The following is a 12,620-nucleotide window of genomic DNA, read 5'->3' on the forward strand; positions in this document are numbered from 1 at the left end:
GCGGGACCAGGATCGAAGGGCGGGCCCGAACGGGTCCTGTTCCACCGATGAGGAGTGACCGTGAAGATTTCCGCTCGTGTTCTGGCCGGGTCCCTCGCCACCGCCGCGCTCGGCGCAGGCGTCTTCGGCAGCGTCTCGGCGTCCGCCGCCCCGGCGCCCGCCGCGCAGACCGCCGACGTCCGGCCGGCGCAGACCGTACGGACGACGCACCTGACGATCGACGCGGCCGCGAAGGGCGCGCAGGCCGCCCTGGACGCCGCTGAGAAGGCGGGCCAGCACGTCACCGTCGCGGTTGTCGACCGGGACGGGAACACCATCGTCACCCTGCGCGGCGACGGCGCCGGCCCGCAGTCCTACGAGTCGGCCGAGCGCAAGGCGTACACCGCGGTCTCCTGGAACGCCCCCACCTCGGAGCTGGCCAAGCGGCTCGCCCAGGCCCCGAACCTCAAGGACATCCCCGGCACGCTCTTCCTGGCGGGCGCCGCCCCCGTCACCGCCGGGTCCGCGCCGATCGCGGCCATCGGTGTCGCCGGCGCGCCCAGCGGCGACCTGGACGAGCAGTTCGCGCGGGCCGGGGTGGCAGCCCTCGGGAAGTGACCCCGCAGGCGGCCGGCAGGCCCCTACGGACACCGTCCGGCCGGTGCGGACGCGCCGACGGCCCCCGGATCGCGAAGGATCCGGGGGCCGTCGGGAGGCGTGTCAGAGGTTGACGCCGAAGTCCGTGGCGATGCCCACGAGACCGGAGGCGTAGCCCTGGCCCACGGCGCGGAACTTCCACTCCGCGCCGTTGCGGTACAGCTCGCCGAAGACCATCGCGGTCTCGGTGGCCGAGTCCTCGCTCAGGTCGTAGCGGGCGATCTCCGCCTCGCCGGCCTGGTTGACGATGCGGATGTACGCGTTGCGGACCTGGCCGAAGTTCTGGCTGCGGGTCTCGGCGTCGTAGATCGAGACCGGGAAGACGATCTTGTCGATGTCGGCCGGGAGCGCCGCCAGGTTGACCTTGATCTGCTCGTCGTCGCCCTCGCCCTCACCGGTCTTGTTGTCGCCCGTGTGGACGATGGACTGATCCGGCGTCGCCTTGTTGTTGAAGAAGACGAAGTGGCCGTCCGAGTAGACCTTGCCGGTGGCGTTCACGGCGATGGCACTCGCGTCGAGGTCGAAGTCGGTACCGGTAGTGGTACGGACGTCCCAGCCGAGGCCGACCGTGACAGCCGTCAGGCCCGGCGCCTCTTTGGTCAGCGAGACGTTGCCGCCCTTGGACAGGCTTACAGCCATTGGGAGTCCCCTCCATGGAGATGGGTTGTTGCCGACGAAGCTACCGTCACCCGTCACAACGCCGTCAGAGGACGGTCTGGTTCCCTTCGGCGGATTCCGGATCGGCGCCGGCGGCCGGAACGCCGTGGAAAACCCTGTGTCGGAAGCCGCTGGAACGCGGGATCATAGGACGCATGTCCGGTCCCCTTGTCATTCGCGGCTCCGTCTCCGTTCCGGAGGCCGAGCTCCTGTGGCGTTTCTCCAGGTCGTCGGGGCCGGGCGGCCAGCATGTGAACACCAGCGACAGCCAGGTCGAGCTGCGCTTCGACCTCGCCTCCACGGAGTGCCTGCCCGAGGTCTGGAAGGACCGGGCGCTGGAGCGGCTCGCGGGCAAGCTCGTCTCGGGCGTCCTGACGGTCAAGGCCTCCGAGCACCGCTCGCAGTGGCGCAACCGGGAGACGGCGCTCGCCCGGCTGGCATCGGTGCTGGCCACGGCCACCGCCCCGCCGCCCAAGCCGCGCCGGCCGACGAAGATCCCGCGCGGGATCAACGAGCGGCGGCTGCGGCACAAGAAGCAGCGCGGCGAGACCAAGCGCGGTCGCGACCAGCGCTCCTGGGACTGATCCGGGCCGATGGCCCGGACAGCCGGCGCCCCCGCCGCGGGGCCCGGCTAGTCGAGCTGCCGGTAGCGCCCCTTGAAGTAGACGAGCGGCGAGCCGTCGGCGCTCGGCGTCTTCGCGGCGAGCACCCGCCCGATGACGAGGGTGTGGTCCCCGGCCGTGACCCGCTGCTCCGTCGCGCACTCCAGCACCGAGAGGGCGCCGCCGAGTATGGGGGCGCCGGATTTCGGGCCGCGGTAGTAGGACACGTCCTCGAAGAGCAGCCGGTCGCTGATCCGCCCGCGCATCGCGAAGCGCCCCGCGATGTGCCGCTGGCTCTCGCTGAGCACGGAGGCCGCCCACAGCGGCTGCCGCTCCAGCAGATCGTCCATTCGCGAGTCCGCGCGGACGCTCACCAGTACCATCGGCGGTTCGAGCGAGACGGACAGGAACGCGGTGGCCGTCATGCCGACGTCCTCGCCCCTGGGACCGTCCTCCGGGTCGTGGGCGGTGACGAGAACGACGCCTGCCGCGAGGCGGGCCATCGCGGCACGGAAGTCGTCGGGGTGGGCCATGATCCCAGGATGGGGGACAGCGGATGTCTGCAGCACACCAAGGACGGTACGTCGCCGCCCTTGCCCGCCGCATCGGGCTTCAGGACCAGGACCCGGGCGGCAGGACCTAGGCCGCCGGAACGGGAGCCGGATCCCCGGCGGTCCCTCACGCACGGGAGTCGGGCCGGTACGGGCCGGAGCCTCGGCCCAAAGCCATACGCTCCGTGGTCAAGCCGGGACAAACTCCTGTGACTTGAGTCACAAGGGGCAGGAATTGTTGACCCTGTGTACCGGGCGAACTGCTCCCTGTGATTCAGTTGCCGTGGCAATCGGACGACAAGAAATACCAGGAGTTGCTGTCGAGGGCTCGGAGAGAGGCATGGACACCGAGTCGGAGCCGTATGTCCGTCTCGCGACCCTGCGTCAGCTGCACCAGGTCGTCGCAGACCTCAATACGGCACGAAGTCTCGCCGACACTCTGCAGGCCGTGGCCGACGGGGTGGTCAATGGGCTGGGCTATGAACTCTGCGCCGTGAACCTGGTGCGCCCGGACGGCGACCTGGTCGTCGCCGCCTTCGCGGGGAGTGTCGCCGCCGAGTCACTGCTCTCCGGCCGCGTCGGATCCCGCGCCTCGTGGGAGCGCCGGCTGAACATGGGCGAGCGCTGGGGGATGCTGCGGTTCATACCGCACACCGAGGGCTGGGTCCTGGTCGACGACGACGTCCCGCAGTGGCACACCGACGGCCCGCCGCCCCGCTTCCCCGACGAGTGGCACCCCAACGACCGGCTCTACGCCCCCATGTACGCCTCCGCGAACATCGGCGGCGAGCTGATCGGCGTCATCTCCGTCGACAAGCCCACCAACGGCCGGCACCCCGGCCCGTGGGGGTGCGAGGCGCTGCAGATGTACGCCTTCCAGGCCGCCATCGCCATCAGCAACGCCCGGCTGCGGGCCAACATGCAGCGGGCACTGGTCCGGCTGGAGCGCGACCAGCAGGCGCTGCGCGCCAGCGAGGAGAGCTTCCGGCAGGCGTTCGAGTACGCGCCGAGCGGGATGGCCATCGCCGAGATGGGCGGCGACCAGCACGGCAAGCTGCTGCGCGCCAACGACGCCCTGTGCCGGCTGCTGGGCCGCCCCGCCTCCGTGATGCGCCGCTACTCCTTCTCCGACCTCGTCCACCCCGAGGACGTCGGGCTGCTGCTGCGGACCTCCGCCGAGGGCGGCCGGGCCGAGCTGCGCCTCGCCCGCCGCGACGGCAGCTACGTGTGGGTCTCGCTGCGCAACTCCGTCGTCGCGGACACCGCGGACGGGCCGCGCTTCCTGCTGACCCACGTCGAGGACATCGAGGAGCGCAAGGGCCGCGAGATGCAGCTCGCGCACCGCGCCAGCCACGACTCGCTGACCGGCCTGCCGAACAGCGCGGAGCTGCGCGCCCGGCTCTCCAGCCGCCTGTGTCAACGCCCCGACGACGCGGTGTCCGACGCCGCACCCGACGAGTTCGCGTTCAGCTACGGCTTCGGCCCCGACGACATGGCCAGCCCCATGGGGGCGGTCGGCGGCTACGACCTGCACACCCACACCATCGCGCCGGACGAGAACGACGACTCCGGCAGCAAGGGCCTGGCCGTGCTCTTCTGCGACCTGGACGGCTTCAAGTCGATCAACGACCGGTTCGGCCACCACACGGGGGATGCCGTACTGATCGAGGTGGCCCGCCGGCTGGCCAGCGTGGTCCGCGACGGCGACACCGTGGCCCGGCTCGGCGGCGACGAGTTCGTCGTCCTCGCCGACGGCCTGGGCCCGGCCGACGCGCAGGACCTCTCGGTGCGGCTGCGCAACGCGATCATCCCGCCCATCCGGGTCGACGGGCGGGCGGTGCGGGTCGGCGCCAGCTTCGGCATCGGCTGGGCCGGATGCGGCATGACCGCCGACGAGATCCTGCACTCCGCCGACCAGCGCATGTACATCGAGAAGCGCTCGCGCACGCGCAACCACCGCCGCGCGGGCTGAGGCGCACCCCGGCCTGAGGCGCACCCCGGCCTGAGGCGCACCCCGGCCTGAGGAGCTCGGGCTGCGGCGAGCTCGGGCCGAAGTGCAGGGGTGGGAGCGGGTGTTCCCCCTGTGTTCGGATCGTGTCCTCCGTCATCCCCCTGACCCCGCTGAGGGGCGATATGCGGGCGGAACGGGACCAAAGCCGGGCCGCAACGGGACCAATGCCGGGTTGAAGGGGGTTCCCTCCACCTTGCGGAGTACGCGAGATCGATCTGCCGGTTGACCCCGCACCGCCATTCCCCTGCATACGCTGGGTAATGTGCAGCGCCTCTACTCCTTCCTCCGCAGACACCCGACAGGGGTCGACAGCTTCTGGGCTCTCGTCCTGCTCGGGTTCAGCGCGCTGTGGGTGCTGGAGGACAGCCGGCACGGGCCGTACTTCCACCTGGCGGCGATCCCGATCTGCATCGGCCTCAGCGTCGTCATCGCCCTGCGCCGCCGGTCGCCGGAGAAGACGCTGCTGCTGGTCATCGCCCTCGGCATCGCCCAGCTCCTGCTGGACGTCCGGGTCAATCCCGGTGACTTCGCGATGCTGGTCGCCGTCTACACCGCCGCCGCCAACGGCAGCCGCTGGTCCTCGCGGCTCGCGCTGGTCGGCGGGCTGAGCGCCTCGCCGATCTCGTCCCTGCGCTGGCCGGAGGACAATCCGTACACCAGCGTCTGGGTCGGCATCGCCCAGGTGATCTTCGTGTCCGTGCCCTTCGCGCTCGCCTGGGTCATCGGCGACAGCCTCCGCACCCGCCGGGCCTACTACCTCCAGCTGGAGGAGCGTGCCGCCCGCCTCCAGCGGGAGCGCGAGGCGCAGTCCAAGGCCGCGGTCGCCGCCGAGCGGGCCCGTATCGCCCGCGAGCTACACGACGTGGTGGCGCACAACGTGTCGGTGATGGTGGTGCAGGCGGACGGCGCCGCCTACGTGCTGGACGCGTCGCCCGAGCAGGCCAAGCAGGCGCTGTCGACGATCTCCAGCACCGGCCGCCAGGCGCTCGCCGAGATGCGCCGGCTGCTCGGCCTGCTGCGGGCGGGTGACGACAGCGGCGGCGAGTACGTGCCGCAGCCCGGCGTCGACCAGCTGGCCGAGCTGGTCGAGCAGGTGCGCGGGGCGGGGCTGCCGGTGCGCTTCGAGGTGAAGGGGGACGCCCGCCCGCTCTCCAGCGGCGTCGAGCTGACCGCCTACCGCATCGTCCAGGAGGCGCTGACGAACACCCGCAAGCACGGCGGCATCGACGCGACCGCCACCGTCCAGCTGGTCTTCGCGGACGCCGAACTGGACCTGCTCATCGAGGACGACGGGCGGGGCTCCCAGCACGAGCTGTACGACGACGGCGGGCGGGACGGGCTCGGGCAGGGCCTGATCGGGATGCGCGAGCGCATCGGCATGATCGGCGGCACCCTGGAGGCCGGACCACGACCCGGCGGCGGCTTCCGGATCAGCGCCGTGCTGCCCCTCAAGACGGGACGCTGACCCCCCGGCGGACCTCCGGACCACGATTTCCCCAGCAGAAGAGGACCAGAACACGATGGCGATCCGCGTGATGCTCGTCGACGACCAGGTGCTGCTGCGCACCGGTTTCCGCATGGTGCTGCAGGCCCAGCCCGACATGGAGGTCGTCGCGGAGGCGGGCGACGGCGCGGAGGCGGTCGAGGTGCTGCGCTCCACGAAGGTGGACGTGGTGCTGATGGACGTCCGCATGCCGCGCCTTGACGGTGTCGAGGCGACCCGCCAGATCTGCGGCGGCCCGGACCGCAAGCCGGACGACGGCGGCCCGCGAGTGCTGATCCTCACCACCTTCGACCTGGACGAGTACGCCTTCTCGGCGCTCAAGGCGGGGGCCAGCGGCTTCATGCTCAAGGACGTGCCGCCGGACGAGCTGCTGGCCGCGATCCGCTCCGTGCACAGCGGGGACGCGGTCGTCGCCCCGAGCACCACGCGCCGCCTGCTGGACCGCTTCACGCCGATGCTGCCCAGCTCGGGCGCGCCGGACAACACGGCGGTCAACCGGCTGACCGAGCGGGAGCGCGAGGTGCTGCTGCTGGTGGCCCAGGGGCTGTCGAACGGCGAGATCGCACGGAAGCTGGTGCTGTCCGAGGCGACGGTGAAGACGCACGTCGGCCGGATCCTCACCAAGCTCGACCTGCGCGACCGCGTCCAGGCGGTCGTGCTGGCCTACGAGACGGGCCTGGTGCGAGCCGGCACCAACGGCGGCCGCTGACCGCCCCCGGGGCCCGCTGCCGGGAACGCCCGCACCGCCTGCGTCAGTCGTCCTGCGGCAGCCGCTCCAGGAACGCGCGCACCGCCTCCGCGACGTCGTCCACCGTCCACTCCAGCGCCGACGCGGCCACCGTCACCTCGGTCACCGACATCCCCGGCACCTCGCTGTCGAACCAGGTGCCGAACACGGCGGACTTCGTCTCCAGCGCCTGCCGCAGCCCGGCCTCGTTCAGCACCGGCGCCGAGTACGGCAACCACACCTGGAACTGGTGGGTGAAGGGCACCGGCGGGTTGATGCGGAAGAACGGCACCGCGCCCTCCAGCCCGTCCCGCAGCCCCTCCACGACGTCCTTGGCGTGCGCCACGTACGAGGGCAGCCGCGGCAGCTCGTTCTCCAGCCCGGCCAGCGCGGCCAGCACCGTCGGGAACTGGGCGAACGGCAGCCCGCCGTACCGGTGCCGCCAGGCCTTCGCCTCGGCGATCAGGTCGGCCGGGCCGGCGAGCACCGCGCCCGAGATGCCGTCGAGCGACTTGTAGAACGACACGTAGACGCTGTCCGCGAGGTCCGCGATCTCGGCGAGGGAACGGCCGAAGTGCGGCGTGCACTCCCACAGCCGGGCCCCGTCGAAGTGCACGACGGCGTCCCGGTCGCGCGCCGCCGCCACCGTCGCGGTCAGCTCCTCCCACGTGGGCAGCTGGAAGCCCGCGTCGCGCAGCGGCAGCTCCAGCATCAGCGTGCCGAACGGCTCGTCGAGCTCGCGGATCTCCTGCGCGCTCGGCAGCCGGGGCGCGGTCGTCGGATGGACGGTGCGCAGCCCGCTCACCACCGAGAGGGCATCGCGCTCGTGCACCTCCGGATGGGCCAGCGGGTGCAGGGCGACCGCCGGGTTGCCCGTCCGGCCCGCCCAGCACCGCAGGGCCACCTGCTGCGCCATCGTCCCGGTCGGGAAGAACGCCCCGGCCTCCAGACCCAGCAGCGCCGCCACCCGCTCCTCCAGAGCGGCGACGACCCCGTCGCCGTACACGTCCGGCGGGACGTCCAGGTCGTACGCCGCCGCGCCCTCGGCGACCAGGCGCTCCAGCCGTTCGCGCATCAGCGGCCGCTTGCCGCTGGACAGCACCCGGTCACACGCCCGTACAGCCGCCTGGCGCGCTGCCTTCTCGTCCTCGATCGGAGTGTCCATGGCACCGATCCTGCCCCACGGGGGTGCCATCTGCCGAGGGGATACCCCGGCGGGCCGAACGGGATCGCGCGGCGCCCCGGGCGTCCGTACGGCGGACCCCCGGGGACGCGGGGACGCATTCGCGTAGCATTGACGAGAACTCCGGTACCGCTCAGGACTGGAAGGGAAGGCCAGCGCAGCGTGAACGCATCGCACACCCCGGGCCCCATGCCCTCCGAGGCGGAGGCGCGTCCCGCCCGCCTCACCGTCGGCGTCGTCGGCGCGGGCCGGGTCGGACCGGCGCTCGCCGCCGCCCTCAAGCTCGCGGGCCACCGCCCGGTCGCCGCCTCGGGAGTCTCGGAACTCTCCCGCCGCCGCGCGGCCGCCCTGCTGCCCGACGTACCGCTGGTCGAGCCGGAGGAAGTGCTCGCCCGCGCGGACCTCGTCCTGCTGACGGTCCCCGACGACGCGCTGCCCGGCCTGGTCGCCGGACTCGCCGAGACCGGCGCCGTACGGCCGGGCCAGCTGATCGTGCACACGTCCGGCCGCTACGGCACCGGCGTGCTCGACCCGGCGCTGCGGGCCGGCGCCCTGCCGCTCGCGCTGCACCCCGCGATGACCTTCACCGGCACCGCCGTGGACGTGCAGCGGCTGGCCGGCTGCTCCTTCGGCGTCACCGCCCCCGGGCAGCTGCGGATGGCCGCCGAGGCGCTCGTCATCGAGATGGGCGGCGAGCCCGAGTGGATCGACGAGGAGGCCCGCCCGCTCTACCACGCGGGCCTCGCGATCGGCGCGAACCACCTCGTCACCCTGGTCGCCCAGTCCATGGAGCTGCTGAGCGCGGCGGGCGTTACGGAGCCCGGCCGGATGCTCGGCCCGCTGCTCGGCGCGGCCCTCGACAACGCCCTGCGCTCCGGTGACGGCGCCCTGACCGGCCCGGTCGCGCGCGGCGACGCGGGCACCGTCACCGCCCACCTGGCGGAGCTGCGCAAGCACTCCCCGCAGGCCGTCGCCTCGTACCTGGCGATGGCGCGGGCCACCGCGGACCGCGCGATCGCCAACGGAATGCTCAAGCCGGAACTCGCCGAGGCGCTGCTGGAGGTCCTCGCGGACGGGGGACCCCGATGACCACGCACCTGCTGAGGACGGCCGCCGAGCTGCGCGCGGCCGCCCGCGACGGCCGCAAGCGCGCCGTCGTGATGACGATGGGCGCCCTGCACGAGGGGCACGCCACGCTCGTGCGCACCGCGCGCGAGCACGTGGGGGCGGACGGCGAGGTGGTCGTCACCGTCTTCGTCAACCCGCTGCAGTTCGGCCCCGGCGAGGACCTCGACCGCTACCCGCGCACCCTGGACGCCGACGTGCGGATCGCGGCCGAGGCCGGATCGGACCACGTGTTCGCGCCCGCCGCCGACGAGGTCTACCCCGGCGGCGCACCCCAGGTGCGGATCACGGCGGGCCCGATGGGGGAGCGCTACGAGGGCGCGTCGCGCCCCGGCCACTTCGACGGGATGCTCACCGTCGTCGCGAAGCTGCTCCACCTCACCGCCCCGGACGTCGCGTTCTTCGGGCAGAAGGACGCCCAGCAGCTCGCGCTGATCCGCCGGATGGCCACCGACCTCAACTTCCCGGCGGAGATCGTCGGCGTCCCCACCGTCCGCGAGGGCGACGGGCTGGCGCTGTCCAGCCGCAACCGCTACCTCTCCGCCGCCGACCGCCCCGCGGCGCTCGCCCTGTCCCGCGCCCTGTTCGCGGGCCGGGACGCGGTCCAGGCGGGCCCCGACGCCGTGCGAGCGGCGGCGCGCAAGGTACTGGAGCAGGCGGGGGACGACGGCCCGGCCGTCGACTACCTGGCCCTCGTCGACCCGGTGGACTTCACCGAGGCACCGCCCGGCCACACCGGACCGGCGATCCTCGCCGTCGCCGCGAAGGTCGGCACGACCCGTCTGATCGACAACATCCCCCTGGAATTCGGAGCCGCCCGATGAACGGAACCGGCATACGGCTGGCCGCCCCCGCCCCCGGCTGGGCGATCGCCGCCGATGTGATCGTCGTCGGGTCCGGCGTCGCCGGCCTGACGACCGCGCTGCGCTGCGCCGCCGCCGGCGCGAAGGTCGTCGTCGTGACGAAGGCGCAGATGGACAACGGCTCCACGCGCTGGGCGCAGGGCGGCATCGCCGCGGCCCTCGGCGAGGGCGACACCCCGGAGCAGCACCTGGACGACACGCTGGTCGCGGGCGCCGGGCTGTGCGACGAGCCGGCCGTGCGGGCGCTGGTCACCGAGGGCCCGGACGCGGTGCGCCGGCTGATCTCCACCGGCGCGCGGTTCGACACGTCGGAGGAGACCGGCGAGATCCTGCTGACCCGTGAGGGCGGCCACCACCGCCGCCGGATCGCGCATGCCGGCGGCGACGCGACCGGCGCGGAGATCTCCCGCGCGCTGGTGGACGCGGTCCGCGACGCCGGTATCGAGACCGTGGAGAACGCGCTCGTCCTGGACCTGCTCACCGATGAGGCGGGCCGCACGGCGGGCGTGACGCTGCACGTCATGGGTGAGGGCCAGCGCGACGGCGTCGGCGCCGTGCACGCCAAGGCCGTGGTCCTCGCCACCGGCGGCATGGGCCAGGTCTTCTCCGCGACGACCAACCCGGCCGTGTCGACCGGCGACGGCGTGGCGCTCGCGCTGCGGGCCGGCGCCGAGGTCAGCGACCTGGAGTTCGTGCAGTTCCACCCGACCGTGCTGTGGCTGGGCCCGGACGCCGAGGGCCAGCAGCCGCTGGTCTCCGAGGCGGTCCGCGGCGAGGGCGCGTACCTGGTCGACGCCGAGGGCGTCCGCTTCATGCTCGGGCAGCACGAGCTGGCCGAGCTGGCGCCGCGCGACATCGTCGCCAAGGGCATCACCCGGCGCATGCAGGAGACCGGCGCCGAACACATGTTCCTGGACGCCCGGCACTTCGGCGCGACGATGTGGGCCGAGCGCTTCCCGACGATCCTCGCCGCCTGCCGTTCGCACGGCATCGACCCCGTCACCGAGCCGATCCCGGTCTCCCCGGCGGCCCACTACGCGAGCGGCGGCGTCCGGACGGACCTGCTGGGCCGGACGACCGTGCCGGGCCTGTACGCGTGCGGTGAGGTGGCCTGCACGGGCGTGCACGGCGCCAACCGGCTCGCCTCCAACTCGCTGCTGGAGGGCCTGGTCTTCGCCGAGCGCATCGCGGCCGACATCATCGCCGACCCGACCGCGCCGGGCGCCCCCGTCGTCCCCGCACCGGCCCGCACCCCGCTGCTGGCCTCCGAGACCCGCTCCGAGATCCAGCGGATCATGACGGCGGGTGCCGGCGTGCTGCGCAGCGCCGCCAGCCTGGCGGGCGCGGCCACCGCCCTGGAGGGCATCCACGCCGCCTCCGTCGAGGACCTGGAGCGCGACGGCAAGACCGCCGAGCCCTGCGTCGAGACGTGGGAGGCGTCGAATTTGAGCCTGGTCGCCCGGGTCCTGGTCGCGGCGGCCCGCCGCCGGGAGGAGACTCGTGGCTGCCACTGGCGCGAGGACCGGCCGGACCGGGACGATGCCCAGTGGCGCCGGCACCTGATCGTCCGCCTGACGCCCGGCGGCACCCTGGCCGTGCACACCACCGACACGGCGGACTTCCCGCCGGTGCGCAGTGACGCGGCACCGCGGGGCGACCTGCCGGCGACCGCAGAAACCCCGCGGGGGACGACCCTCGCAGCCCACAAGGAGCCCTCGTGAGTACCCCGGACCGCCCCCAGCCCGTCCTTCTCCCGCTGCCGCAGTTCGGCCTGCCCACCGGCCCGTCCGGTGAGGAGGCGGGCGGCTGCGGCGACGCGTGCGGCTGCGGCGGTGGCGAGGAGGCGTACGAGCTCGATCCGCTGGAGTGCGGCCTCGACGCCGACCTGGCGCAGCTGCTGGTCGACGCGGGCCTGGACCCCGTCCAGGTCGAGGACATCGCGCACATGGCGATCGAGGAGGACCTCGACCAGGGCGTGGACGTCACCACCGTCGCGACCGTCCCCGAGGACGCCTTCGCGACCGGCGACTTCACGGCCCGCGAGTCCGGCACCGTCGCGGGCCTGCGGATCGCCGAGGCGGTCCTGTCCGTCGTCTGCACCGACGAGTTCGAGGTCGAGCGGCACGTCGAGGACGGCGACCGCGTCGAGCCGGGCCAGGTGCTGCTGACGGTCCGCACCCGCGCCCGCGACCTGCTGACGGGCGAGCGCAGCGCGCTCAACCTGCTGTGCCGGCTCTCCGGCATCGCGACGGCGACCCGCGCCTGGTCGGACGTGCTGGAGGGCACCAAGGCCGAGGTCCGCGACACCCGCAAGACCACGCCGGGGCTGCGCGCCCTGGAGAAGTACGCGGTGCGCTGCGGCGGCGGCGTCAACCACCGGATGTCGCTGTCGGACGCGGCGCTGGTCAAGGACAACCACGTGGTCGCGGCCGGCGGCGTCGCGCAGGCCTTCAAGCTGGTCCGCGACGAGTTCCCGGACCTGGCCATCGAGGTCGAGGTCGACACGATGGACCAGGTGCGCGAGGTCCTGGAGGCGGGCGCCGACCTGATCCTGCTCGACAACTTCACCCCGGAGCAGACCGCCGAGGCCGTCGCGTACGTCGCCGGCCGCGCCGTCCTGGAGTCCTCGGGCAGGCTCTCCCTCGACACCGCCCGCGCCTACGCCGAGACCGGTGTCGACTACCTGGCGGTGGGCGCCCTCACGCACTCGTCGCCGATCCTGGACATCGGGCTCGACCTGCGCGCGGGGGTCTGAGACCCG

At 73.3% G+C, this 12,620-nt stretch carries 12 protein-coding genes; 9 read left to right on the top strand and 3 right to left on the bottom strand.

Annotated elements, in window-relative coordinates; genetic code table 11:
• Window positions 1-60: 60 nt before the first annotated feature.
• Window positions 61-597 (top strand): heme-binding protein, encoded by a 537-nt coding sequence (locus ABZ721_RS17320; protein ID WP_358789456.1) that lies wholly within the window; start codon window positions 61-63, stop codon window positions 595-597.
• A 102-nt stretch (window positions 598-699) separates the two neighbouring features.
• Here the strand turns inward: ABZ721_RS17320 and ABZ721_RS17325 are convergent, their stop codons facing one another.
• Window positions 700-1,275: a TerD family protein gene (locus ABZ721_RS17325; RefSeq protein WP_277439445.1), complete on the bottom strand. Its 576-nt coding sequence runs from the start codon at window positions 1,273-1,275 to the stop codon at window positions 700-702.
• Between the two features lie 173 nt (window positions 1,276-1,448).
• Here ABZ721_RS17325 and arfB point away from each other — a divergent pair, with 173 nt between their 5' ends.
• Window positions 1,449-1,877: an alternative ribosome rescue aminoacyl-tRNA hydrolase ArfB gene (arfB, locus tag ABZ721_RS17330; protein WP_358789457.1), complete on the top strand. Its 429-nt coding sequence runs from the start codon at window positions 1,449-1,451 to the stop codon at window positions 1,875-1,877.
• Window positions 1,878-1,924: 47 nt separating this feature from the next.
• Here the strand turns inward: arfB and ABZ721_RS17335 are convergent, their stop codons facing one another.
• The gene (locus tag ABZ721_RS17335) at window positions 1,925-2,428 is read right to left on the bottom strand and encodes a flavin reductase family protein (RefSeq protein ID WP_358789458.1); all 504 of its coding nucleotides are present in this window, start codon (window positions 2,426-2,428) and stop codon (window positions 1,925-1,927) included.
• 358 nt (window positions 2,429-2,786) lie between these two features.
• Here ABZ721_RS17335 and cdgB point away from each other — a divergent pair, with 358 nt between their 5' ends.
• The 3 genes from cdgB to ABZ721_RS17350 all read left to right on the top strand — a co-directional run bounded on the left by cdgB (window position 2,787) and on the right by ABZ721_RS17350 (window position 6,670).
• Entirely contained in the window at window positions 2,787-4,418 is a 1,632-nt protein-coding gene (gene cdgB, locus ABZ721_RS17340; protein ID WP_358789459.1) for a diguanylate cyclase CdgB, read from the top strand.
• 301 nt (window positions 4,419-4,719) lie between these two features.
• Window positions 4,720-5,922 (top strand): sensor histidine kinase, encoded by a 1,203-nt coding sequence (locus tag ABZ721_RS17345; RefSeq protein WP_358789460.1) that lies wholly within the window; start codon window positions 4,720-4,722, stop codon window positions 5,920-5,922.
• A 55-nt stretch (window positions 5,923-5,977) separates the two neighbouring features.
• Window positions 5,978-6,670, top strand: a complete 693-nt coding sequence (locus ABZ721_RS17350) for a response regulator transcription factor (protein WP_358789461.1) — start codon at window positions 5,978-5,980, stop codon at window positions 6,668-6,670.
• Window positions 6,671-6,713: 43 nt separating this feature from the next.
• Here ABZ721_RS17350 and ABZ721_RS17355 read toward each other — a convergent pair whose 3' ends face one another.
• Window positions 6,714-7,853, bottom strand: a complete 1,140-nt coding sequence (locus tag ABZ721_RS17355; RefSeq protein ID WP_358789462.1) for a beta-eliminating lyase-related protein — start codon at window positions 7,851-7,853, stop codon at window positions 6,714-6,716.
• A gap of 180 nt (window positions 7,854-8,033) precedes the next feature.
• Between ABZ721_RS17355 and ABZ721_RS17360 the strand changes: the two genes are divergently transcribed.
• Genes ABZ721_RS17360 through nadC form a run of 4 tightly spaced genes read left to right on the top strand, consistent with a single transcriptional unit; the run spans window position 8,034 to window position 12,614 of the window.
• Window positions 8,034-8,960, top strand: coding sequence for a DUF2520 domain-containing protein (locus ABZ721_RS17360; protein WP_358789463.1), 927 nt, complete (start codon window positions 8,034-8,036; stop codon window positions 8,958-8,960).
• Window positions 8,957-9,820, top strand: a complete 864-nt coding sequence (gene panC, locus ABZ721_RS17365; protein WP_358789464.1) for a pantoate--beta-alanine ligase — start codon at window positions 8,957-8,959, stop codon at window positions 9,818-9,820. Before ABZ721_RS17360 ends, panC begins: the two co-directional genes overlap by 4 nt.
• Complete coding sequence (locus ABZ721_RS17370; protein WP_358789465.1) at window positions 9,817-11,580, top strand: L-aspartate oxidase; 1,764 nt, start codon at window positions 9,817-9,819, stop codon at window positions 11,578-11,580. Before panC ends, ABZ721_RS17370 begins: the two co-directional genes overlap by 4 nt.
• On the top strand, window positions 11,577-12,614 hold the full coding sequence (gene nadC, locus ABZ721_RS17375; RefSeq protein WP_358789466.1) for a carboxylating nicotinate-nucleotide diphosphorylase: 1,038 nt from the start codon (window positions 11,577-11,579) through the stop codon (window positions 12,612-12,614). Before ABZ721_RS17370 ends, nadC begins: the two co-directional genes overlap by 4 nt.
• The last annotated feature ends 6 nt before the right edge of the window (window positions 12,615-12,620 follow it).

The sequence above is a fragment of the Streptomyces sp. NPDC006733 genome, from assembly GCF_040636125.1.
Lineage (GTDB): Bacteria > Actinomycetota > Actinomycetes > Streptomycetales > Streptomycetaceae > Actinacidiphila.